The organism is Pseudomonas sp. DR 5-09, assembly GCF_001655595.1.
GTDB classification, from domain to species: Bacteria; Pseudomonadota; Gammaproteobacteria; order Pseudomonadales; family Pseudomonadaceae; genus Aquipseudomonas; species Aquipseudomonas pharyngis.
Window position 1 is genome coordinate 4169095 of the sequence record NZ_CP011566.1, and the last position, 23016, is coordinate 4192110.

A 23016-nucleotide genomic window follows, 5' to 3' on the forward strand; every position below is an offset into this window, starting at 1 on the left:
ACACCATCAACACTCATGGAGAGTGGTTCAAGCATGTCTTCGATCAACCTGAACAAATTCAAGTCCTACAGCGCTTTCGGACTTTTCTTCAGCACCGCCACTTGCTTGGCCGCCCCGCCAACCGACGATCAGTTGCAGGCGCTGGTCAAGGCCACCGTGACCCCGGTCATGCAGCAACAGGACATCGCAGGTCTCGCCGTGGCCGTGACAGTCGATGGCAAGGCGCATTACTTTAATTACGGTGTCGCCGACAAAAGCACCGGGCAAGCGGTAAGTGAAAACACCCTGTTCGAAATCGGTTCGGTGAGCAAAACCTTCACCGCGACCCTCGCCGCGTACGCCCAGGCCAGCGGCAAACTGCAATTCTCCGACAAGGCCAGCCAGCACTGGCCCGAACTCAAAGGCAGCGCCTTCGACCACATCAGCCTGCTGCAACTGGGCACGTACAGCGCCGGGGGTCTGCCGCTGCAATTCCCGGATGCTGCGGACTCTTCCGACAAGATGCTCGGCTATTACCAACAGTGGAAACCGACCTTTCCGGCCGGCAGCCAGCGCCTGTATTCCAATCCAAGCATTGGTCTGTTCGGTTACCTGGCCGCAAAAAGCCTCGGCCAGCCGTTCAATCAGGTCATGACCGAAACCCTGCTGCCGAAACTCGGGCTCAAGCACACCTTCCTGTCAGTGCCGGCGTCTGAACGAAAGCTCTACGCCCAGGGCTATGACAAGAACAACAAACCGATTCGAGTCAGCCCCGGCGCCCTCGATTCCGAAGCCTACGGCGTAAAAACCAGCGCCGCCGACCTGCTGCAATACGTCCAGGCCAACCTCAACACCGCCAAACTCGAAACACCTCTGCAACAAGCCATCGCCCTCACCCACACCGGCTACTACACCGTCGGCGACATGACCCAGGGCCTGGGCTGGGAACGCTACACCTACCCGATCAGCCTCGACCGCCTGCTGGACGGCAACTCGACGCCAATGGCCATGGAGGCGCACAAGGTCAAATGGCTGAATCCGCCACAGCCAGAACTGGCGAACGTGCTGTTGAACAAGACTGGCTCCACCGCTGGCTACGGTGCGTATGTCGCGTTTGTACCGTCGAAGAAAGTCGGGATCGTGATTCTGGCGAACCGCAATTATCCGAATGGAGAGCGGGTGAAGATTGCGCACAGGATTCTGGGTGAGTTGACCCGGTAATCACGCCATAAAAAACGGGCGACCTGAGAAGGTCGCCCGTTTTTGTTTGGGGGATTGAAAACTACGCCTGTAGCTTCCAGCCCAGTACATCCATCAGGTCGCAGCTGTCGCGCAGAGGGATTGCCAGTACACGGGCGAAGTCCTGCAACAGTAACGCGTCGTGGCCGGTGCCGTCGCTCAATGAAAGTGTTTCCAACAACTGCGTCACGCTGCGCAAGCGGTAGGCGGCGGTGCCGTGGAGTACATCTACCGGAGCTTCTCGGTCGATCAGGAGACAGGGGATCTGGCAGTCGATGCCGGTGATGGGGATGTAACGGGGTTTGGTTGATTCGGTGGAAATGTCAGGTGATTCGAAATCCGTTTTCTTCATGGGTGTAACTCCGATGGGATTGTAAAAAACGCTACCCATCTCACTTCCACATGAGGGTGGTAGCTGTACGCAGGTGTGGAAGACCGAGCCAATCACCCGAACCCGGCGCACTCGAAAGCGCTCCCGCGTACAGCCACCATAAGGCCGCGATGTTGACATAAAAGATGTCGCCATGCGCTTTATGAGGCTTGGTGAATGAGTCTGAAACCGGACTTCCACATCCGACCGCTGATTTTGCAGCGGCCCGATGAGGTTATCGGCATACGACTCAAGCTACCAGTTCATCAACGCCGCCGCGATTTGAAGGAAATCTCCGACGGCATTGAAGGCCTTTGCGCAGCTAGATTACGTGACATGTGCGGTAACTATTTTTCAAAGATGAGCGATTGGAATGGATGTATCTAAACTGCACCAGATCAATCTTGGGCAGGGGATGACATAATGCTCGTCAAATTCTTTAATCCGGCTGACCCTCAAAGGGCATTGCAATGGAAATCAACAAATTCTTTGTCGAAAATATCAGTCGGTTCACCGATCTTGAGATTCAGTTGGCGCCAACAAGAAGCCACACTTCAAATGTCACGGTGCTTGTAGGCAATAACGGCGCAGGTAAAACTACTCTCTTAACATCATTAGCCGTTTCACTCAGTTGGTTTGTAGCTAGAGTTCGCAACGAGAAGGGCAATGGCAACCACATTACGGATGAAGCTATTCGTAACGGGGCGTCCAGTGCGCTTGTGGTCATTGAAGTTGCAGATTTAACGCATCCACGGACCCATGCTCCCGATGCAGAGAAAAACTCTCACCTCTTTGCATGGGGTGTAGCGCGTACGCGACAAGGGCGAAAAGCAACATTCTTTAGTTCGTTGACCGATGCTTCCGCTCTTGCAGACCACTATCGGAATCAGCTCACAACCGATGAAAAGGCGTCGCTACCGCTGATCGCGTACTACCCAGTAGAGCGCTCCGTGCTCGAAATCCCGCTAAAAATCAAAACCAAACACACCTTCGACCAACTCGACGGCTACGACAACTCACTCAACAGAGGCGTCGACTTCCGCCGTTTCTTCGAATGGTTCCGCGAGCGCGAAGACAGCGAAAACGAAACCGGTATTTCCGACACTGCACTAGCTGAAATCTCCGAAAAGTTCGGCTCGGACAGCGAGGTCTGGCAAACCCTGTCCAAACTGAAAGCCTCCTCCCGCGACCGCCAACTGACTGCCGTGCGCTCCGCCATCGCCGCGTTTATGCCCGGCTTCACCAACTTGCGTGTGCAACGTAAACCTCGCCTACACATGGCCATCGACAAGGACGGTGTCACCCTCAACGTCGCCCAACTCTCCCAAGGCGAGAAGTCGATGATGGCACTGGTCGGCGATATCGCCCGCCGCCTGGCGATGATGAACCAGTCGCTGGACAACCCGCTCCACGGCGACGGCATCGTGCTGATCGACGAAGTGGATCTGCACCTGCACCCGAAATGGCAACGCAGTCTGATCCGCCAACTGAGCGAAACCTTCCCCAACTGCCAGTTCGTACTGACCACCCACTCGCCACTGGTGATCAGCGACGCCAAGGATGTGCTGGTTTACGTGCTCAATGACGGTGAACTCCACGAACACAACGGCCTGTACGGTCTCGATGCCAATCAGGTGTTGCTGGAAGTCATGGACACCGATATCCGCAACAGCGACGTTCAAAAACGCTTGAACGCGCTGCTCGAACGCTTGCAGGACGGTGATCTGGAAGCCGCACAGAAACTCTTCGCCGAACTGGCAGAAGAACTTCCGGACGGTCATATCGAACTGGCGAAAGCCGCGCTGTTGCTGCGCAAGCTGGAGTTGCGCCGTGCGTAAGATCACTAAGGGACCCGAGCCGGAACAACTCATCAGGTGGAAACGAGCCAACACAACATCGCGTTACCAGGACTTGTCCGGCGAAGAACGTGTGACTTTGCGCACAGCCTGCATCGCAGAACAATTCAGCCTTTGCGCCTATTGCTGCCAGACCATTGCAGTCGATGACTCACATAACGAACACGTTGAGGCCCAGGATAAAGCCCCCAATCGCACATTGGAGTTCACCAACATCGTCGCCAGTTGCCAGCGCCAGAACCAATGTGGACATCATCGAGGCACGCGCCCACTGGATCTGACGCCTTTGATGGAGGAATGCGAGTCGGAATTGAAGTTTTATCTGTCCGGTAGAGTGACCGGCAAAACTGAACGCGCAAATTCAGCTCTGGAAATTTTGAATCTCGGTCATACCGAAGAAAGCAATCGCGGACTCATAGGGGCGCGGAAACAGCTGGTTGATCAGTTGATCTTTACAGGAGGCATGCAACCCGATGACCTTGAAGATGAAGAGCTTCTGGGCATTCTCCTTGATGACATGCTGACTCCCAAGAATGGCCAGCTCGCGGCTTTTTCTCCGGTTCTGGTCAATGTCATCCGTCAGCTCCTGCCCTGATATTCAAAGTATCGCGGTCATTCCGGCGGGCAAAAAAATGGCGAACGCTTTACAACGTTCGCCATTTTTATTCAGAGCCTGCCTCAATCAATCATCCGGCATTTCCGGCGGCTTGGCCGGTTTGGTCGGTTTCGCCGGCTTGGTCCCTTTTGCGCCCTTGGCCGGCGCCGGTTCTGCAGCAGCCGGGGCCGTGACCACGGTGGAAGTGGCTTCTTTTTCAGCGGCAGGCAACGCATCAATGGTGTCGAAGATCTTCTTCAGATCGACCGCCGCCGCTTCCTCTCCAGAAGCCGTCAGTTTGGTCTCTCCATCCTTGCCCACCAGGAAGACTTTCGGATACGCCCCGGCGCCCAGCTTCAGCGAGCGCAGCAGCGCCATGGTTTGCTGCTGCTCGAGGCTTTTGCCATCGACCTGACCGCTCATGCTCAGGATGGTGTAGACCTTGATCTTGCGGTCGGCGATGCCTTGTTTGTTGGCCGGGTCGTCCAGCGCTTTTTTCAGGCTGACCCAATAAGAATCGACTGTGCTGGAAGCGATCACGATCAATGGGCGGTTAATACCCTTGTCGACGTCCAGAGGGGAATCGCCGTCGGCGGCGAACAGGGGGCCGGCAATCGCCAGCAAGAGTGTCAGGGTCAGTGACCTGATGAGCATGCGCATCTCCTTTTGATATCCACGCTCTAATGATTGCGCATCGCGGCGATTGTTCCGGGGGCTGCCCGGCAAAAGTGTTTCGCCTTGCCCAAAGCTTAGGTCAGCACCGATTTTGCGCAACCGGTTGGGCGCGACCCTGCGCCCATTTGTTTACCTTTCATGCCGCGTCAGCTGACGCTCGAGCCTTCGGGGTCATGGATGCTCGCCGATCAGAACGCCAGCTTGTAACCGATCAACACCAGCATCGTCGCCAGGCACGGGCGCAGCAGTTCATCGGAGACGCGGCCGGTCAGGTGGCTGCCGAGCCAGATGCCCGGCAGCGAGCCGACCAACAGAAAGCCCAGCACGCCCCAGTCCATGTTGCCCATGCTCGCGTGGCCGAGGCCGGCGACCAGGGTCAGCGGGACGGCGTGGGCGATTTCGGTGCCGACCAGGCGGCGGGTCGGCAGCAGCGGATAGAGGATGAACAGTGCGACGGTGCCAAGGGCGCCGGCGCCGATGGAGGTCAGGGCAACCATGGTGCCGAGGATCAGACCGGTGATCACGGTCATGCCATTCAGGCGCGCACCGCTGGGGTTGTAGTTGCCGCCAGCACGTTTGTGGGCGAATTCCAGCAGGCGTTTCTTGAACAGAATCGCCAGCGCCGTGGCGAACAGCACGAAGCCCAGCGCTTGCTTGATGATGGCGTTCATCGCATCCGGCGCAGTGTGCAGGGTGCTGAGGAACCACAAGGTCATCGCCACCGCCGGAACACTGCCCAGGGTCAGCCAGCCGGTGATGGCCCAGTCGATGTTCTTGTTCTTCCTGTGCACCAGCACGCCACTGGATTTGGTGATGGCCGCGTACAGCAGATCCGTGCCCACCGCCGTGGCCGGATTGATGCCGAACCACAGCAGGATCGGCGTCATCAACGAACCGCCGCCGACACCGGTCATGCCGACGATGAACCCCACCACCAGCCCGGCAATCACCAGGCCGAAATTTGCCAATTCCATTAAGACGTCCAGACAAACCACAGGAAAAATCCGGCCCGCAGCATAACCAGTTTTCTTATAACGCCCTATATCGATCGGATCTATCGTTATGCCATTTCACTGCACTGGCAAAAAATTCAAAAACAGCAGGCTCTGGGCGTAATTCAGTCCAATGCGCCGGTAGCGCTCGTCGAGCATCTGGGTCAGCAGATCCAGACGCGCCACGACTTTGCCGAACTCCGTGGCGAAACTCAGGTTGCTGCCCTCCTCGGAAATCTCGTTGGAAAACAGCAGCGGCTGGCCATCCTTGTTCTGCCGCTGGGCGAGGATCCAAGTGGCTTTCTCGATATTGCGCGCGGCGTTGTTGACGAAGGTCGGGTTGATCGCATCGGTCATGTAGAACTCGGTGCGATTGCCGTGGGCGGTGACCAGCATGCTGCCGATCGCATAGATGAACGCGCCGACCCGGTCGCCGAGGAATTCCGGGCTCATGGCATAGCTCAGCGCTGCCAGATCCTTTTTGCCGCCGAGGGTCGGCAAGGGTTGCTGTTGCTCGATGGCCAGTCGCACCTGCTTGACCGCCGTGCGAATGTCGAGAAAACCGGATTTGCGCAGTTCCTCCGGGTTACGCAAATACAACTTGCCCATCAAGCGGTAGAGGCTGTCGAGGTTGTCACGCATCGCCAGAGTTGCCATGCGATCGACGCTGGTCTGGAGAAATTCCTGAGGCCTGCCTTCGCGCATCTGGGTGATGAAATTGTTGCCGTCCTGATGGCTGCAACCGCCGAGCAGCAGCGTCGACAGACAGGCCAGCAGCAAGCACGGGCGATGAATGAATGCAGCGATGGGGTGCAAAACTCTCGGCATGAATTCTTTGACGGACACGTTCCTGTGCGGCGGAAGTCACCGCACCCTGGCCATGGATAGAGCCGGGGATTTCGCAAAAGTGCAGTGCCGGCGTGGATTCCCGACCTTCGGCGCCCTTGGCTCAATCAATTTAGTCCGACTTTATTTTTGCATTAATCGTTTAATCCGCTATAAATCCTCACTCAAGCATTAATTAGCATGACTATTTAAAGATTTTCAAAACAACAACAAAAAGGAAGGTCAACCCATGCTTCAATCCCGACACTCACTCTGCGGCCTCGGACTGTCCCTGATGATCGCCACCCTCTCCGCCCAGGCCGCCGGCCTGACCAGCGAACACAAAGCCTTCGGCAAAACCAATGACGGCACGCCGGTCGAGCAATACATCCTGCGCAACAGCCACGGCATGCAAGCCACGGTCATCACCTACGGCGCGACCTTGCAGGCGCTGCAAGTGCCGGACAAGCACGGCAAGCTCGACGACATCGTCCTCGGTTTCGATGATGTGCAGGGTTATCAGAAAGGCACCGCGTACTTCGGCGCAACCATCGGCCGCTTCGGCAATCGCCTGGCCGACGGCGCATTCGAACTCGACGGCAAGCGCTATCAAGTGCCGCAGAACGACAAGACCAACGCCTTGCACGGCGGCACTCAGGGCTTCGACAAAAAGGTCTGGAAGGCGAAGGAAACCAAAGACAAGGATTCGGTCGGCGTGACCCTGACCTATCTGTCGGCGGATGGTGAAATGGGTTTCCCCGGCAACCTCACCACCGAGGTGACCTACCGCCTTACCGACTCTAACGAGCTGCGCATCGACTACAAGGCCAGCACCGACAAACCCACTGTGCTCAACCTGACCAACCACAGCTACTTCAACCTTGCCGGCGCCGGCAATGGCGATATCCTCAAGCAAGTCGCCACCCTGCACGCCAGCCATTACACCCCGGTCACCGCCAAGCTGATTCCGACCGGCGAACTGGCGCCCGTGGCCGGCACGCCGATGGACTTCACCAAACCGACCGCCATCGGCCAGCACATCAAGGCCGACCATCCGCAGTTGAAATTCGCCGAAGAAAAACACGGCGGTTTCGATTTCAACTGGGCGCTGGACACCAAGGGTGACGTCAGTAAGCTCGCCGCCGAAGTCAGTGACCCGCAATCCGGTCGCCACTTGCAGCTGTTCACCAACGAACCAGGCGTGCAGTTCTACACCAGCAACTTCCTCGACGGCACGGTCAAGGGCAAGGGTGGCAAGGTCTATCCGCACTGGGGCGCGTTCACCCTGGAGACTCAGCACTACCCGGATTCGCCGAATCAGCCGAACTTCCCGAGCACCCGGCTCGATCCCGGCCAGACCTACACCCAGAGCGTGGTGTTGAAGTTCTCCGCCAAGTAAGCACCTGACCTCCTTTCTGGAACCGGACGGAACCCGTGGGCTATTCTGCTGCCCACCCAAGGTATCGACCGTTTCAGAAAGGAGGTTTGAATGCGTACCCTCGAATTGGCTGGCGTGCAGGTGCCGGTGATTGGTCAGGGCACCTGGCGCATGGGCGAAGACCGCTCGGCGCACACGCGTGAAGTGGCGGCCCTGCGCAGTGGCATCGAACTGGGGATGACCTTGATCGACACTGCGGAAATGTACGGTGAAGGCGGTGCCGAAACCGTCGTCGGCGAAGCCATTGCCGGCCTGCGCGATCAAGTGTTTCTGGTGAGCAAGGTCTACCCGCACAACGCCAGCCGCAAAGGCATTCCCCAGGCCTGCGAGCGCAGTCTGCGCCGGCTCGACACCGATTACATCGACCTTTATCTGCTGCATTGGCGCGGCCAGTATCCGCTGGAAGAAACCGTCGAGGCTTTCGAGCGTCTGCGCGAGGACGGCAAGATCGGCCGCTGGGGCGTGTCGAATTTCGACGTCGACGATCTTGAGGAACTGTCGAGTTCGGCCTGCGCGACCAATCAGGTGCTGTACAACCTGGAAGAGCGCGGCATCGAATTCGACCTGCTGCCGTGGTGCCAGCAACAGCGCATGCCGCTGATGGCGTACTGCCCGATCGGCCAGGGCGGCGCGATGCTCGCCGAGCCGGTGTTGAAACAGATTGCCGCTCGTCACGGCGTGACCCCGGCACAGGTTTCGCTGGCGTGGATTCTGCGTCAGGATGGGCTGATCGCGATTCCCAAGGCCGTGCGCCCGGAACACGTGCAGCTCAATGCACAGGCGGCGCAGCTGCAACTCGAGGCCGGGGATCTGGCGGCGCTGGACCAGGCGTTTCACGCGCCACAACGCAAGCAGCGGCTGGCCATGGTCTGAGCCACCGCAGACTGACAGAGGGCTTCGCCATGAGAAGCACTGATCAGGACGATCCATTCAACCTGCAACGCTTCGTGCTCGCCCAGGACCCGGTGTTCGAACGGGTCCAGCGCGAGCTCGGCGAGGGCCGCAAGCGCAGCCACTGGATGTGGTTCGTGTTCCCACAGTTCGCCGGGCTCGGCGGCAGCGAGATGTCGCGGCGGTTCGCAATTGGCTCGGCCGGTGAGGCCAAGGCCTATCTGGCCCATGATCTGCTCGGCGCCCGGCTGCGGACCTGCACGCAGTTGGTGCTGAACGTGCAGCAGCGTTCGATTGCCGAGATTTTCGGCCATCCGGACGACTTGAAATTCCACTCATCAATGACCCTGTTCGCCCAGTTCGCTGTCGACGACAGCCCTTGGCATCAGGCGCTGGAGCGTTTCTTCCACGGCATTCAGGACGAGTGGACCCTGCAACTGCTGGACTCAAAACAAGCCCAATTGCCCCCCGATCAGGGTTGAGAAATCGTCGTCGACAAACGGCAGGATCGCATCCGCCACCGGTTGCAGCTGGCGAGTGATGTAGTGGTCGTAGTCGATGGCCGCGCGGCGAACTTCCAGCGGTTCGGGCCCGGCGAGGGTGATGACGTAGCTGATCCAGCCACCGTTCTGATACTGGCGCGGGCGACCGTGTTGCGCGTTGTAATCATCGGCCAGCCGCGCGGCGCGCACGTGGGGCGGCACGTTGCGTTCGTAATCGTCGAGGGTGCGGCGCAGGCGCTTGCGGTAGACCAGTCGCTCGTCGAACTCGCCGGCCAACGTCTTGCGCACGTACTCGCGCACGTAATCCTGATACGGCTTGCGCTGGAAGATCCGCTCGTACAGCTCCTGCTGGAATTGCCGGGCCAGCAGCGACCAGTCGGTGCGCACGGTTTCCAGGCCTTTGTAGACCATTTCTTCGCTGCCGTCGGCGCGGGTCACCAGGCCGGCGTAGCGCTTTTTGCTGCCCTCCTCGGCGCCACGGATGGTCGGCATCAGGAAGCGCTTGTAGTGGGTCTCGAACTGCAATTCGAGGGCGCTTTCCAGCCCGTACTGCTCGCGCACATGCTCGCGCCACCAGTCGTTGACGTGTTGCACCAGCGCCCGGCCGATGGTTGCCGCCTCTTCCTGACCATGGGGGTGACGCAGCCAGACGAACGTCGAGTCGGTATCGCCATAAATCACCGCGTGGCCCTGGGCTTCGATCAGCTGCCGGGTGCGCAGCATGATTTCGTGGCCACGCAGGGTGATCGAAGACGCCAGCCGCGTATCGAAAAACCGGCAACCGCTGGAACCGAGCACGCCGTAAAAGGCGTTCATGATGATCTTCAGCGCCTGGGACAGCGGCGCGTTGTGCTCGCGCTTGGCGGTCTCGCGGCCCTCGGCGACCCGAGCGACGATGGACGGCAGGCAATGCCGGGTACGGGAAAAGCGCGCACCGCGAAAGCCCGGCACCGAGTCGCTGTCATCCGGATGCTGCAAGCCTTCGATCAACCCCACCGGGTCGATCAGAAAGGTGCGGATGATCGACGGATAAAGGCTCTTGTAGTCGAGCACCAGCACCGATTCGTACAGCCCCGGTTGCGAGTCCATGACAAACCCGCCGGGACTGGCCTGCGGTGGATTGGTGCCAAGGTTCGGCGCCACAAAACCCTGGCGGTGCATCAGCGGCATGTACAAATGGGTGAATGCCGCCACCGAGCCGCCGCTGCGATCCGCCGGCAGGCCGGTGACGCTGGCTCGCTCCAGCAAAAATTTCAGCAGCTCGGTCTTGGCGAAGATCCGCGTGACCAGTTCGCAGTCCTTGAGGTTGTACTTGGCCAGCGCCGGTTTGTCCTCGGCGAACATGCGGTTGATCTCGTCCATGCGCTGGTACGGATTGTCGATGGACTTGCCTTCGCCAAGCAGGGTCTGGGCGACGTTTTCCAGGCTGAACGAGGGAAAGCTCCAGGTCGCCGAACGCAGGGATTCGATGCCGTCGATGATCAACCTTCCTGCCGCTGCAGCGAAGTAGTGATTGCGGCTGCCGTGTTCGCGCCACTGCATTTCCTCGCCGCCACGCCCGAGCTTGAGCGGCACGCCGAGGCGCCGGGCGTGTTCGTGGAGGATGCGCAGGTCGAACTGCACGAGGTTCCAGCCGATGATCGCGTCGGGGTCGTGGCGGGCGAACCAGTCGTTGAGCTTCTTGAGGATCAGGGTCCGCGACTCGCAGTACTCGAGATCGAAGTCGACAAGGCTGTCATCGCCGTTCGGTGCGCCGAGCATGTATACCTGGCGCTCGCCGCAGCCTTCCAGGGCGATGGAGTACAACTCGCCCTGCTCGGTGGTTTCGATGTCCAGCGAGACCAGCCGCAGTTGCGGGCGATAGTCAGGTGAAGGTTTGAGGTGGGCGTCGAGCAACACGCCGTCGGCATCGGGCGTGCCGCTGAACCAGACGGGCGCGGTGATGAAACGCTCCATCAGGTAGCGCTCGGGCGGTCGCACGTCGGCTTCGAAGACATCGACACTGTGCCGGTTGAGCGCGGTTTCGAGGCGCATCAACTGACCATGCTGCTGGCAATACAGCCCGAGCACCGGGCGATGCTCGAAATCCTGCAGGGCCAAGGGGCGCAGCTCCACGCTCTTTTCGTCCGCCAATACCCGCTCGGCCTGCTCGCGCTGCGCCGCCGGGATGAACGCCACCGACGGCTGATGCGGCAGGCGCACACGGCGCGGCCCGGCGTCGGTCGCCAGCCAGAACTCGACTTCGGTGCCGGCCGGGGTGTCGCGCCAATGCCGGGTCAGGACGAAGCCCTGCTGTAAATCCACCACTGCAACCTCAGGAATTGATTCAGACGGGCATTCTACGCGGCATTGCCGCCACCCGTGACAAAGGCCTCGCCATGAAAAACCCGGTCAAATGACGTTTTTTGCGTGTTATCTGCCGTTTTGCGGCCTTGCCCTGCGCGCCTGCGTCTACGATGCTTGGAGAACAACGACAACACCTGAGTAACCGCCATGAAAACCGTCGCCCAGCTGCTCAAGCTCAAAGATCCGAAAAATCAGGAAGTGCACCAGATCAAACCCGATCACATGGTGCTCGAAGCGCTGATGAAAATGGCCGAGAAGAACGTCGGCGCCTTGCTCGTGGTGGAAGACGACAACGTGGTGGGCATCATCAGCGAGCGCGATTACGCACGCAAACTGGTGCTGCACGGACGCTCCTCGGTGGGCACGCCGGTGCGCGACATCATGGTGGCGAACGTGATCACGGTGGACACCCATCAGACCGTCGACACTTGCCTTGGCATCATGTCCGACAAACGCCTGCGTCACTTGCCGGTGGTGGAGAACGGCAAGCTGATCGGCCTGCTGTCGATCGGCGACCTGGTCAAGGAAGCGATTGCCGAACAGGCCGAACTGATCAAGCAGCTGGAGCAGTACATTCGCGGGGAGTGATCAGCCGGGCCAATGCCGCGCAAAGACCGGCGCCAGCACCGGGTGACGGTCGATGCGCTGCAGCCACGCATGGAAACCGGGTCGGGCCTGGCGCAGGTGTTCGCGGGCACCGGCCCAGCGCGTGACCACTGCCGCCAGCACATCCAGTGCGCCCGGTGTTTCATCGTCCAGGTACAGCTCGGCCGAGAACTGATCGGCAAACACCTCCCAGCTCCAGTGCAGTCGTTCCCGCGCACCCGCCATCAGATTCTGTCGCGAGGCCTCGTCCGGCATCACCAGCCAGCGTTCCGGGTAATCAATGATCCCGATGGCCGCATAACAATTGCTGACGATGTACACCAGGCCCCGAATCGCCTGATCGCGGTCAGCGCCGTTGGCCGGCAGCAGGCCGGATTGCGCAAAGCTTTGCCCCAGATGAATCAGGATCGCCGCACTTTCGGTGATGACACTGCCGTCCGGCAGTTGCAGGGTCGGGATCTGTTTGAGCGGATTGAGCCGCGCCAGCTCCTGCGCCGCTTCCGCACTGGCCTCGATATCGATGAAGCGGTAAGCCACCTGGCACAGCTCGAGCGCCGCCTCGATGGCCGCTGCTCCTGAGTTGCGGTGTCCGTAGAGCTGATACATATCCCCTCCTCCACTGCGAAAGGCATCCCGCCTGGCCCTATTTATAGCCGTTGTATCGAATTTGGCACGGATTGCGCATTCATCGGCAGCTTGCGAATCCCTGATCTCGCAAAACAGCGCTGGCGGTGCCCATCCCGCACCAAGAGCAATCAGCGAACGCTATCCGCGTTCTTGTAAGGTGCGATACCGAACCAAAAGTTCGCGTATCCGAGCTGGCAACAAGGAGTTCACCGCGTGAATCTTCATCTGCTGCGCCACCCTCTTCTCTCCGTGCCCGTTTACCTGCGCCGCGTTCGCCCGCCGAACAGTCCGTGCATTCCTTTTATTACCTGAACACCTTCACTATTTATTTTTTAAATAGCACGCAAGCAGTCATTGCGTGCGCGCTGCATTAATGAATGCCAGAACAGATTGTTCGACAATAACTTTCAGACAGCACACCCGTACAACTTTTGCTGTTCGGAGTTGATGCTCGAAGCGCACCAAAACTGCACTTCCAGTCATTACATCGTTCATGCGGAACGACCGACTTTACTTAAACAAGAACAAGGAACATCGCCTGTGACCCGCTAAAACCCTGACCCGCACCAAATCAGTCCGCCACGCACCATCACGCGCCCTGGCCGACACGAGAACAGCCGCTCTATCTCGCTGAACAGCGCGATACCGCGCCAGAGCTGTCTCGCCCTGAAAAAAGCCCTGCAAACAGGGCCATCGGGACGTCATGCGCCCAGGAAAACCGGCCTGTTTAATGAAACTTATATAAATGCGACATACGTATCACCCATGAAATAACCGATACACATTTGGTCACTCTTTGGCACAGCGGTTGCTATTGCATCAACCATGAGGGCACGAATGATGTTCGCCACTCAATTGCACACTCACTTATAAAAGAACAGCCACGGACCGGATCAATGAACCATCGAAGTCGACATTACTGAAGCAATAAGCTGCACAAGCCCTGTTCAATAGATAGTTCAACTATCGGCTTCTGCACACCTGTATGAAAGTTGCGACCACTCACTCGAACAACGCCCTGTTGTTCGAACGGCACCTTATTGCCCTTCATCCACCCGAGGGAGCTTTAATGAACGATGCGGTAAAGCACAGAAGTCCGCCGGGGCCCTTGCGGGAAGCGCCGCTCCCGTCGGTTGCGGGCCGGCCCGTGTTTAAGGCCAACACTTCGCAGCCCGGCGGCCTGAACAAACAGCAGATGCTGTTGCTGGTGGCGGTGTCGGCGTTGATACACGGCGGCGCCTGGTGGTTTTTCCAGCAGGCGCGGGCCGAGCCGCTGCCCACGCCACCGGAAATTCCGGAAATGACCGTCGAGCTGACCAGCCCGACACCTCCGGCCCCACCGACACCGGAGCCGCCTCCACCCCCGCCGCCCCCTCCCGAACCGGAACAGCCGGTGGAAGACGAGGACGCGGTCAAGCCGCCGCCCAAACCGGTGGAGAAACCCAAGCCGATCGAAAAACCGAAACCGGTCGAGAAACCCAAACCGGTGAAAAAGGCCGAACCGCCGAAAGCGCCTCCCGCCCCTGCGCAACCGGCTGCGCCTGCCGCCCCGGCCACCCCGAGCGCGCCTCCGGCACCTGCTGCGGCACCGGGCCCGGTGAAAGAGTCGGCGGCGATTTCCGGCCTCGCCAGCCTCGGCAACCCGCCGCCGGAATACCCGTCGCTGGCCCTGCGGCGCAACTGGGAAGGCAGCGTGGTGCTGCGGATTCAGGTGCTGGCCAACGGTCGCGCCGGTTCGGTGACGGTGACCAAGTCCAGCGGCAAGCCGCAACTGGATGACGCGGCGGTCGCGGCGGTGAAGGCCTGGAAGTTCATCCCGGCCAAGCGCGGCGACACACCGATCGACGGCTTCGCCACCCAGACCATCGATTTCAAATTGCCGCAATGACGGCACAACAACCGAACTCACAACCGATTAACGCAAGCGAGGTGTAGCCATGAACGATTCCCTGTCTTCGATGATTGTCCCCGGCGTGCTCTGGGGGCTGGTGCTGTTTTCCGTGGTCAGTTGGGCGATCCTGCTGGTCAAGTCGGCGCAATACCTGCGCCAGAAAACCCAGAACAAGCAGTTCAGCAAAGCCTTCTGGGGCGCGCCGGACCTGCTCACCGCTGCCGAACACGCCAGCCAGTATCCGGGCTCCCTGGCGCGGATCGCCAGCAGCGGTTTCGAAGCCTTGCTGGTGGAAGAATCCCCTCGCACCACCCAGCAACTGGCGCACACCATCAACCGCGCCGACCGCCTGGAACGCAACCTGCGCCAGCAGATCCAGAAGGAACGTCGCTCGCTGGAAAACGGCCAGGCGATCCTCGCCAGTATCGGCAGCACCGCGCCGTTCATTGGTCTGTTCGGCACCGTGTGGGGAATCATGGAAGCCCTGCAAAGCATCGGCGCCAGCGGTTCGGCCAGCCTGGAAACCGTGGCCGGGCCGATCGGCCACGCGCTGATCGCCACCGGTGTGGGGATTGCCGTCGCGGTACCGGCGGTGCTGATTTACAACTTCTTTCTGCGGCGTCTGAAGCTGGCATCGGCGGATATGGATGACTTCGCCCACGACTTCGACGCCCTCGCCTCGCGCAGCGCTTTCTCCATCAGCCGCCAGGCCATCGCCAAAACCACGGCCGCCGTGCGGGAGGCCAGCTGATGTCCTTTTCCACTCAAGACAGCGATGAAGTGCTCAGCGAAATGAACGTCACGCCGCTGGTGGACGTGATGCTCGTGCTGCTGGTGGTGTTCATCGTCACCGCGCCGCTGATGACCAACGCGATCAAGGTCAACCTGCCAAAAACCGACGCCGTCGCTCCCGCCGAAAAGAAGGATCCGGTGGTGGTCAGCGTCGATCAGGACGGCAAGTTCTTCCTGGCCAAGACCGAGCTGGCGCCGGAATCACTGGAGGCCAGCCTCAAGGAGGTCAAGGCCAAGGATGCTGACGTGCGCGTGCAGCTGCAGGCCGACTCCGCCGTGAATTACGGCCAGGTCGCCAAAGCCATGGCGTCCATCGAGCGCTCGGGCATCACCAAAATATCGGTGATGACCACCCGCTGACGGCGGTGCCGGGCGCGCAGTGAGGGACGCGCCCGGCACCGTTCGTTGAATCCCGTCGCAATCGGCCGACCGAAAAACGCAGCGCGTCTTCGGAGGGGATCGGCTTGCTTGAAGAAAGTGGTTTTCGCGGCGCGGCACCACCGTGCTCCGTGCAAAGAGGGCTCACAAGGCCATTTCGATAAACGTCTAACAAAGTCGGAAACAACCATGCTGATGAACACTCCACGCTTCACGCTCAAACCCTTGGTGGCGACGATTTCCCGCCACCGTTTCGTTCCGTTGTACCTGGTGGCCATGGGGATGGGCGCCGGGGTTCAGGCCGCCGAGGACGACAACAGCGTCCCGGCCGCCGCGGCGGTGGTCGCGCCGACCACGCAACTGCAACGGGTCGAAGTGACCGGTTCGGCGATCCGTCGGGTCGACGCGGAAACGGCGGTGCCGATCACCGTGCTCAAGGCCGATGAACTGCGCAAACAGGGCGTGACCACCACCGCCGAACTGGTGCAGCGCATCACCGGCAGCCAGTCGATCAACAACAGCGCAGGCTCGGTCGGCGCGGCCACCGGCGGCGCCTCGTTCGCCGACATGCGCGGCATCGGCGCGAACAAGACGCTGGTGCTGCTCAACGGTCGCCGACTGGCCAACAACGCCCTGTCGGGCACCAACTCGGCCGGCGGCGCGGTGGATCTGAACATGATCCCGTTTGCCGCGATCGAGCGCGTGGAAGTGCTGCGCGACGGCGCCTCGGCCCTGTACGGCACCGACGCCATCGGCGGCGTGATCAACTTCATCACCAAGAAATCCATGACCGACGGCCAGCTCACCCTCGGCGGCGAAACCCCGACCCACAGCGGCGGCGGTGCGACCAAGGACATGAGCGCAAGCTGGGGCTACGGCGACCTGGAGCAGGACCGCTTCAACGTGCTCGGCGTGTTCAACTACAACAAGCAGCAGAACCTCGACGCCAACGATCGCTCCTTCGCCCGTGACTACGTGCCCGGCCGGGGCCTGGACCAGACCTCCGGCACCGCGTTCCCCGGCAACTACAGCCAGAACGGCAATGCCACCAACCCGCTGGCCAACAGCAATTGCAACGGCCCCAACCTGGTGGCCCGCGACGGCCTCTGCCGCTTCAGCACCCGGGAATTCATCGACCTGGTGCCGCAGACCGAGAAGACGTCGTTCTTCGGCAAGACCACCGGCAAACTGGCCGACGACCACAACGTCAACCTCGAATACTTCTGGTCGCGCAACAACAACGCCACCGCCGTCGGCCCGGCGCCATTGACCGGCCTGAGCCTGGATTCGTCCTCGCCCTATTACCCCGGCAATGGCATCACCCCGGCGCCCACCGATTTTGCCCTCGACCCGACGCAACCGGTGGACGTGAACTGGCGCGAAACCGCCGCCGGCCCGCGTGAATCGAAAGACCAGAACACCAGCCAACGCTTTTTGCTGAGCTTCGACGGTCTGGTCGGCGGCTGGGACTACAACGTCGGCGCCTCGTACAACCAGAACAAGATCGTCTCCAGCGTCACCAGCGGCTACGTCAGCGATCAGGCGATGATCGACGGTCTGGCCAGCGGTCTGCTCAACCCGTTCGGCCCGCAGAGCAGCGCCGGTCAGCAGTACATCGATCAGGCCGCGTACCACGGCGCCTATTCCACGGCGGTCGGTCGGGTCGCCGGTTTCGACGGGCGAATCAGCCGCGAAATCGGTGACTGGTTCGGTGCCGGTCCGTCCGGCCTGGCCCTGGGCGGCGAGTACCGCAAAGAGAAATTCCACCAAGACTACGAAGCCTTTGCCGGCGACATCCAGAGCCTGGGCATCGACCCGGCCGGCAGCGTCGAGGGCGACCGCAGCGTGAAAGCCGCCTACGCGGAAATCAACGTGCCGGTGCTCGACAGCCTGGAATTGTCCGCCGCCGTGCGTCACGACAAATACAGCGACTTCGGCAGCACCACCAACCCGAAATACTCGTTCCGTTATCAGCCGCTCAAGGAGCTGGTGGTGCGCGGCGCCTACAGCGAAGGCTTCCGCGCGCCGTCGCTGTATGAGCTGTATTCGCCGCGCAGCATCACCTACACCCAGGGCTACTACAACGACCCGGTACTGTGTACCGGCGGCGTGGTGCAACCGGGCGGCAACGGCGGGCGCGATTGCGGTCAGCAGTTCCTCAACCAGATCGGCGGCAACGAAGACCTGGCCCCGGAGAAGGCGCGCAACGTGACGCTGGGCTTTGTCTATCAGCCGGTCAGCAACCTGTCCGTGGGCCTGGATTTCTGGTGGATTCACATCTCCAACCAGATCCAGCCGTTTCCGGAATCCACCGTGTTCGATCAGGCCGGCAGCTACCCTGACCGCTTCGTGCGCAACGCCGACGGCACGCTCAACTACATCGTCACCGGCAACGCCAACTTGGGCATCGTCGAAACCAACGGCGTCGATGTGTCGCTGGACTATCGCTTCCCGAACACGCCGTACGGTCAGTTCGGTCTGGGCCTGCAAGGCACCTATGTCGACGAGTACGACTTCCAGAGCACCATCAAGGGCCCCTTCACCGACAAGGTCGGCGACTTCCGGGGTGATGGTGTGATCGCCCGCTGGAAACACAACCTGACCGGTTCCTGGACCTTCGGCGCGGCCCGTGCGGCACTGACCAACCGCTTCACTACCGGCTACAACGACTACGACCGCGAGACCAACGCGCGGGTCGCGTCGTATTCGGTGTGGGACCTGTCGGCCGGCTACACCTTCGACAAGGTGCTGGACGTCGATGCCGGGGTGAAGAACCTGTTCGACCGCGATCCGCCGTTCTCCAACCAGGCCTACAACTTCCAGAGCGGTTATGACCCGCGCTACACCGATCCGCTGGGCCGCACGCTGTTTGCGCGCATGACGTACCACTTCTAACCGGAAACAGAACACATCTCACCTTGTGGGAGCGAGCCTGCTCGCGAATGCGGTGTGTCAGCGAAGGATGTGTTGACTGACAAGACGCCATCGCGAGCAGGCTCGCTCCCACAGGGAGTCCGTTTCCATTCAGGATTTGGGGGATTTACTTCATGACATTCATGCGCAACATGGCCGGCCTGCTGCTCGGCAGCGCGCTGCTGTGCAACGCGGCATCTGCGCTGGCCGGCGGCAGCTACGCGATGACGGTGTACGGCGAGGCGCCGAAATACCCCGCCGGTTTCCAGCACTTCGATTTCGTCAATCCCGACGCCCCCAAGGGCGGCTCGCTCAGCCGCGCTTCGATGGAGATCGGTCAGTACAACTACATCACCCCGTACGCCGATCAGGGCATTTCCGTGGTGCAGGTCAACGACTGGGTGTATTCGCCGCTGGCGTTCCGCTCGCTGGACGAGCCCTATACCGTCTACGGTCTGGTGGCGCAAACCATGGAGCGCGATCCCGACGGTCTGTGGGTACGTTTCAACCTGAATCCCGAGGCGCGCTTTGCCGACGGCACGCCGATCACCGCCGAGGACGTGCGCTACACCTTCGAACTGTTGATGACCAAGGGCAGCCTGAGTTATCGCCAGCAATACGCCGACGTGCAGGACGTGCTGATCGAAGGCCCGCGGCAGATTCGCTTCACCTTCAAGAACAACCTAAACCGCACCCTGGCGCTGGATCTGGCGTCGCTGCGACCGGTGCCCGAGCACTGGTGGAAAACCCGCGACTTCGCCAACGGCGGCGGTTTCGAACCCCCGCTGGGCAGCGGCCCGTACCGGGTGAGCAAGGTCGATGCGGGACGTAGCATCAGTTTCCAGCGTGACCCGCAGTGGTGGGGCAAAGACCTGCCGGTCAGTCGCGGGATGTACAACTTCGACAGCCTGACCGTGAATTTCTACGGCGACACCGACGTCGCCCGGCAACTGCTGCAGGCCGGCGCGTTCGACTACAACCGCGAGTTTTCCTCGTCCGGTTACGTGGTCGGCTACGACAGCCCGGCCCTGCACGACGGTCGCCTGCAACAGGCAATTCTCGCCCCGGACAAACCGACCTGCGCCCAGGGTTTCGTGTTCAACCTGCAGAATCCGCTGTTCAAGGATCGCCGCGTGCGTCAGGCGCTGAGCCTGCTATGGGATTTCGAGTGGACCAACAAGCAGATGATGCGCGGCTTCTACGTGCGCCAGAACAGCTACTGGCCGAAGAGTGAAATGGCCGCCACCGCACTGCCCGACGCCGAAGAACTGGCGATCCTCGAACCGTTGCGCGGACAGATTCCGGACGAGGTTTTCAGCCGGGTCTATCAGGCGCCGAAAACCGATGGCAGCGGCTACATCCGCGACAAGCAATTGCAAGCCCTGAAGCTGCTGGCCGAGGCAGGATGGACGCCGAAAAACAATCGGCTGGTGAACGCCGCCGGCGAGCCCTTCGAATTCACCTTCCTCGACGGCCAGGGCGGCTTCGACCGCATGCTGCTGCCGTACAAACGCACCCTGGCGCAGATCGGCATCACCCTCAATCTGCGGCGCATCGATTCGGCGCAGTACATCAACCGGCTCAACGCCCGGGACTACGACATGATCGTCACCAGTTTCCCCCGCAGCGGCGATCCGATCGTCTCGCCGGGCCGCGAGTTGTACAGCCTGTACGCCTCGCAGAGCGCCACTCAGGTCGGCAGCTCCAATTCGATGGTGCTGGCCAACCCTGCGGTGGACCGGCTGATCGACGGCCTGGTCCAGGCCAATACCCGCGACGCCATGGTGCGGTACGCCCGCGCCCTCGACCGGGTGCTGCAATGGGGTGACTACATGATTCCCAACTACTACTCCAAAGGCACGCCGACGGTGTTTCAGAACCGCTTCGGCAGGCCGGCGGTGCAGCCGATCTACAGCGAAGGCCTCGATACCTGGTGGGAGGTCTCGGCCAAGCCGCTGACCAACCAGCAGATGAGTGCCCTGCGCCAGCTCGCGGGGGGCCAGTGACATGTGGCGTTATCTGAGTCGACGTCTGTTGCTGATCATCCCGACGCTGCTGTGCATTCTGGTGGTCAACTTCGTCATCGTGCAGGCCGCGCCCGGCGGCCCGGTGGAACAGGCCATCGCCCGCCTGCAAGGCTTCGGCGGGCACAGCATGGGCGGCGCCAGCGAGGTCACCGCCATCGGCGGTGCCGGGCGCAGCAGCCGTGGCCTGGACCCGGCGCTGATCGAAGAGATCAAGCACCACTACGGTTTCGACCGACCGATGCACGAACGCCTGTGGTTGATGCTCAAGAATTACGCCCAACTGGACCTGGGCAGCAGTTTCTTTCGCGGTGCCAAGGTCACCGATCTGATCGTGCAGAAGCTGCCGGTGTCGCTGTCCCTCGGCCTGTGGGCGACCTTGATCACCTACCTGATTTCGATCCCGCTGGGCATTCGCAAGGCAATCAAAAACGGCAGCGCTTTCGATGTCTGGAGCAGCACGGCGATCATCGTCGGTTACGCGATGCCGGCGTTTCTGTTCGCGATTCTGTTGATCGTGGTGTTCGCCGGGGGTAGCTACGTCAACTGGTTTCCGGTGCAGGGTCTGGTCTCGGACAACTTCGCCAGCCTGAGCCTGTGGGGCAAGGTCGGCGACTACTTCTGGCACCTGGTGTTGCCGGTGACGGCGCTGGTGATCGGCGGTTTTGCGACGCTGACGATCCTGACCAAAAACAGCTTCCTCAACGAGATCAGCCGCCAGTACGTGATCACCGCGCGCGCCAAGGGTCTGACCGAAAGGCACGTGCTCTACGGCCATGTGTTTCGCAACGCGATGCTGCTGGTGGTGGCAGGTGTGCCGTCGGCGTTGATCGAGGTGTTTTTCGCCGGCTCGCTGCTGATCGAAACCATCTTCAACCTCGACGGCCTCGGGCGCATGAGCTACGAAGCGGCGGTGTCACGGGACTACCCGGTGGTGTTCGGCACGCTGTTTCTGTTCACCCTGTTCGGCCTGTTGATCAAGCTGATCGGCGACCTCTGCTACACCCTGCTCGATCCGCGCATCGACTTCTCGGCGAGGACTGCCTGATGTTCACACTCTCCCCTCTGGGCCGGCGGCGCATCGCCCAATTCAAGGCCAACCGGCGCGGGCGCTGGTCGCTGTGGCTGTTCATCGGGCTGTGCCTGATCTGCCTCGGCGGCGAGCTGATCGCCAACGACAAGCCGCTGGTGATCCGCTACCACCACGCCTTTTACTTCCCGATCCTCAGCGAGTATCAGGAAACCGATTTCGGCGGTGAACTGCCGTTCCAGCCGGATTACGCCAGCAATTACGTACACAAACTGATCGAGGATCAGGGCGGCTGGATGCTGTTCCCGCCGATCCCGTTCAGCTACGACACGGTCAATTACGACCTCACGGAACCGGCGCCGAGCCCGCCGTCCTCCAGCAACTGGCTGGGCACCGACGATCAGGCTCGGGACGTGTTGGCGCGGGTGATTTTCGGCACGCGGATTTCGATCCTGTTCGCGCTGATTCTCACCGCGGTCAGTGCGCTGATCGGCATCGTCGCCGGAGCGTTGCAGGGTTATTACGGCGGCTGGGTCGACTTGCTCGGGCAACGGGTGCTGGAGATCTGGTCGGGGCTGCCGGTGCTGTACCTGCTGATCATTCTGTCGGGGTTCGTCTCGCCGAGTTTCTGGTGGCTGCTGGGGATCATGGCGCTGTTTTCCTGGCTGGCACTGGTGGACGTGGTACGCGCCGAGTTCCTGCGCGGACGCAGCCTGGAATACGTCAAGGCCGCGCGGGCCCTGGGCCTGACGGACAGCGAACTGATGCGCCGGCACATTCTGCCCAACGCCATGACCTCCACCCTCACCTACCTGCCGTTCATTCTGACCGGCGCCATCGCCACCCTCACCGCGCTGGATTTTCTCGGCTTCGGCATGCCCGCCGGCACCGCGTCGCTGGGGGAACTGATCGGCCAGGCCAAGCGCAATCTGCAAGCGCCGTGGCTGGGGCTGACGGCGTTTTTTGCCCTGGCGCTGATTCTGTCCTTGCTGGTGTTCATCGGCGAAGCCTGCCGTGACGCGTTCGATCCGCGATCCTGATCCCCG

The 23016-nt window shown here is 60.9% G+C and carries 20 protein-coding genes; 14 read left to right on the plus strand and 6 right to left on the minus strand.

The genetic code is table 11. The annotated features are described in order from the left end of the window. The first annotated feature begins 33 nt into the window (after window positions 1–33). Entirely contained in the window at window positions 34–1200 is a 1167-nt protein-coding gene (gene ampC, locus PDR5_RS18705; RefSeq protein WP_064597896.1) for a class C beta-lactamase, read from the plus strand. A gap of 61 nt (window positions 1201–1261) precedes the next feature. Here ampC and PDR5_RS18710 read toward each other — a convergent pair whose 3' ends face one another. Then, window positions 1262–1570: a hypothetical protein gene (locus tag PDR5_RS18710; RefSeq protein ID WP_064597899.1), complete on the minus strand. Its 309-nt coding sequence runs from the start codon at window positions 1568–1570 to the stop codon at window positions 1262–1264. 488 nt (window positions 1571–2058) lie between these two features. Between PDR5_RS18710 and PDR5_RS18715 the strand changes: the two genes are divergently transcribed. After that, on the plus strand, window positions 2059–3426 hold the full coding sequence (locus PDR5_RS18715; protein ID WP_064597901.1) for an AAA family ATPase: 1368 nt from the start codon (window positions 2059–2061) through the stop codon (window positions 3424–3426). After that, a complete protein-coding gene (locus tag PDR5_RS18720) occupies window positions 3419–4039 on the plus strand; it encodes a retron system putative HNH endonuclease (protein WP_064597903.1) in 621 nt (206 codons plus the stop codon). The genes PDR5_RS18715 and PDR5_RS18720 overlap by 8 nt, the downstream gene beginning before the upstream one ends. Window positions 4040–4126: 87 nt before the next feature. Here PDR5_RS18720 and PDR5_RS18725 read toward each other — a convergent pair whose 3' ends face one another. The 3 genes from PDR5_RS18725 to PDR5_RS18735 form a co-directional block, all read right to left on the minus strand. Next, window positions 4127–4693 carry a DUF4174 domain-containing protein gene (locus tag PDR5_RS18725; protein WP_064597905.1) on the minus strand — a complete coding sequence of 189 codons (567 nt, stop codon included), beginning with the start codon at window positions 4691–4693 and terminating at the stop codon, window positions 4127–4129. 209 nt (window positions 4694–4902) lie between these two features. After that, window positions 4903–5688 (minus strand): sulfite exporter TauE/SafE family protein, encoded by a 786-nt coding sequence (locus tag PDR5_RS18730; protein ID WP_039767649.1) that lies wholly within the window; start codon window positions 5686–5688, stop codon window positions 4903–4905. Between the two features lie 96 nt (window positions 5689–5784). After that, window positions 5785–6534, minus strand: coding sequence for a hypothetical protein (locus PDR5_RS18735; protein ID WP_039767696.1), 750 nt, complete (start codon window positions 6532–6534; stop codon window positions 5785–5787). Between the two features lie 247 nt (window positions 6535–6781). On the opposite strand from PDR5_RS18735, the gene PDR5_RS18740 reads away from it, so the two are divergent. The 3 genes from PDR5_RS18740 to PDR5_RS18750 all read left to right on the plus strand — a co-directional run bounded on the left by PDR5_RS18740 (window position 6782) and on the right by PDR5_RS18750 (window position 9342). Further along, a complete protein-coding gene (locus tag PDR5_RS18740; RefSeq protein ID WP_064597907.1) occupies window positions 6782–7930 on the plus strand; it encodes an aldose epimerase family protein in 1149 nt (382 codons plus the stop codon). A 90-nt stretch (window positions 7931–8020) separates the two neighbouring features. Continuing rightward, window positions 8021–8842 (plus strand): aldo/keto reductase, encoded by an 822-nt coding sequence (locus PDR5_RS18745; protein WP_064597908.1) that lies wholly within the window; start codon window positions 8021–8023, stop codon window positions 8840–8842. Window positions 8843–8871: 29 nt separating this feature from the next. After that, entirely contained in the window at window positions 8872–9342 is a 471-nt protein-coding gene (locus PDR5_RS18750; RefSeq protein ID WP_064597910.1) for a DUF1810 domain-containing protein, read from the plus strand. Here PDR5_RS18750 and PDR5_RS18755 read toward each other — a convergent pair. Continuing rightward, a complete protein-coding gene (locus tag PDR5_RS18755; RefSeq protein WP_172829493.1) occupies window positions 9307–11667 on the minus strand; it encodes a DNA polymerase II in 2361 nt (786 codons plus the stop codon). The genes PDR5_RS18750 and PDR5_RS18755 overlap by 36 nt on opposite strands. Window positions 11668–11856: 189 nt before the next feature. Here PDR5_RS18755 and PDR5_RS18760 point away from each other — a divergent pair, with 189 nt between their 5' ends. Beyond that, window positions 11857–12297, plus strand: coding sequence for a CBS domain-containing protein (locus PDR5_RS18760; protein ID WP_011335068.1), 441 nt, complete (start codon window positions 11857–11859; stop codon window positions 12295–12297). Here PDR5_RS18760 and PDR5_RS18765 read toward each other — a convergent pair whose 3' ends face one another. Further along, the gene (locus tag PDR5_RS18765; protein ID WP_011335069.1) at window positions 12298–12921 is read right to left on the minus strand and encodes a glutathione S-transferase N-terminal domain-containing protein; all 624 of its coding nucleotides are present in this window, start codon (window positions 12919–12921) and stop codon (window positions 12298–12300) included. 1090 nt (window positions 12922–14011) lie between these two features. Between PDR5_RS18765 and PDR5_RS18770 the strand changes: the two genes are divergently transcribed. The 7 genes from PDR5_RS18770 to PDR5_RS18800 all read left to right on the plus strand — a co-directional run bounded on the left by PDR5_RS18770 (window position 14012) and on the right by PDR5_RS18800 (window position 23010). Then, window positions 14012–14830 (plus strand): TonB family protein, encoded by an 819-nt coding sequence (locus PDR5_RS18770; RefSeq protein WP_064597914.1) that lies wholly within the window; start codon window positions 14012–14014, stop codon window positions 14828–14830. A gap of 49 nt (window positions 14831–14879) precedes the next feature. Beyond that, entirely contained in the window at window positions 14880–15584 is a 705-nt protein-coding gene (locus PDR5_RS18775) for a MotA/TolQ/ExbB proton channel family protein (RefSeq protein ID WP_039770206.1), read from the plus strand. Beyond that, window positions 15584–15985: an ExbD/TolR family protein gene (locus tag PDR5_RS18780; RefSeq protein ID WP_011335072.1), complete on the plus strand. Its 402-nt coding sequence runs from the start codon at window positions 15584–15586 to the stop codon at window positions 15983–15985. Before PDR5_RS18775 ends, PDR5_RS18780 begins: the two co-directional genes overlap by 1 nt. 207 nt (window positions 15986–16192) lie before the next feature. After that, the gene (locus PDR5_RS18785; RefSeq protein WP_064597917.1) at window positions 16193–18898 is read left to right on the plus strand and encodes a TonB-dependent receptor; all 2706 of its coding nucleotides are present in this window, start codon (window positions 16193–16195) and stop codon (window positions 18896–18898) included. Between the two features lie 152 nt (window positions 18899–19050). Further along, window positions 19051–20922 carry an extracellular solute-binding protein gene (locus tag PDR5_RS18790; protein ID WP_064597919.1) on the plus strand — a complete coding sequence of 624 codons (1872 nt, stop codon included), beginning with the start codon at window positions 19051–19053 and terminating at the stop codon, window positions 20920–20922. 1 nt (window position 20923) lies between these two features. Then, window positions 20924–21988 carry a microcin C ABC transporter permease YejB gene (locus PDR5_RS18795; RefSeq protein WP_064597921.1) on the plus strand — a complete coding sequence of 355 codons (1065 nt, stop codon included), beginning with the start codon at window positions 20924–20926 and terminating at the stop codon, window positions 21986–21988. Then, window positions 21988–23010: an ABC transporter permease gene (locus tag PDR5_RS18800; protein WP_064597923.1), complete on the plus strand. Its 1023-nt coding sequence runs from the start codon at window positions 21988–21990 to the stop codon at window positions 23008–23010. Before PDR5_RS18795 ends, PDR5_RS18800 begins: the two co-directional genes overlap by 1 nt. The last annotated feature ends 6 nt before the right edge of the window (window positions 23011–23016 follow it).

Coding starts and splice junctions, on each gene's coding strand:
- PDR5_RS18790 (WP_064597919.1), top strand. CDS start 19,051: ATGACATTCATGCGCAACATGGCCGGCCTGCTGCTCGGCAGCGCGCTG.
- PDR5_RS18760 (WP_011335068.1), top strand. CDS start 11,857: ATGAAAACCGTCGCCCAGCTGCTCAAGCTCAAAGATCCGAAAAATCAG.
- PDR5_RS18735 (WP_039767696.1), bottom strand. CDS start 6,534: ATGCCGAGAGTTTTGCACCCCATCGCTGCATTCATTCATCGCCCGTGC.
- PDR5_RS18795 (WP_064597921.1), top strand. CDS start 20,924: ATGTGGCGTTATCTGAGTCGACGTCTGTTGCTGATCATCCCGACGCTG.
- PDR5_RS18780 (WP_011335072.1), top strand. CDS start 15,584: ATGTCCTTTTCCACTCAAGACAGCGATGAAGTGCTCAGCGAAATGAAC.
- PDR5_RS18785 (WP_064597917.1), top strand. CDS start 16,193: ATGCTGATGAACACTCCACGCTTCACGCTCAAACCCTTGGTGGCGACG.
- PDR5_RS18730 (WP_039767649.1), bottom strand. CDS start 5,688: ATGGAATTGGCAAATTTCGGCCTGGTGATTGCCGGGCTGGTGGTGGGG.
- PDR5_RS18750 (WP_064597910.1), top strand. CDS start 8,872: ATGAGAAGCACTGATCAGGACGATCCATTCAACCTGCAACGCTTCGTG.
- ampC (WP_064597896.1), top strand. CDS start 34: ATGTCTTCGATCAACCTGAACAAATTCAAGTCCTACAGCGCTTTCGGA.
- PDR5_RS18765 (WP_011335069.1), bottom strand. CDS start 12,921: ATGTATCAGCTCTACGGACACCGCAACTCAGGAGCAGCGGCCATCGAG.
- PDR5_RS18775 (WP_039770206.1), top strand. CDS start 14,880: ATGAACGATTCCCTGTCTTCGATGATTGTCCCCGGCGTGCTCTGGGGG.
- PDR5_RS18710 (WP_064597899.1), bottom strand. CDS start 1,570: ATGAAGAAAACGGATTTCGAATCACCTGACATTTCCACCGAATCAACC.
- PDR5_RS18800 (WP_064597923.1), top strand. CDS start 21,988: ATGTTCACACTCTCCCCTCTGGGCCGGCGGCGCATCGCCCAATTCAAG.
- PDR5_RS18725 (WP_064597905.1), bottom strand. CDS start 4,693: ATGCTCATCAGGTCACTGACCCTGACACTCTTGCTGGCGATTGCCGGC.
- PDR5_RS18770 (WP_064597914.1), top strand. CDS start 14,012: ATGAACGATGCGGTAAAGCACAGAAGTCCGCCGGGGCCCTTGCGGGAA.
- PDR5_RS18715 (WP_064597901.1), top strand. CDS start 2,059: ATGGAAATCAACAAATTCTTTGTCGAAAATATCAGTCGGTTCACCGAT.
- PDR5_RS18745 (WP_064597908.1), top strand. CDS start 8,021: ATGCGTACCCTCGAATTGGCTGGCGTGCAGGTGCCGGTGATTGGTCAG.
- PDR5_RS18740 (WP_064597907.1), top strand. CDS start 6,782: ATGCTTCAATCCCGACACTCACTCTGCGGCCTCGGACTGTCCCTGATG.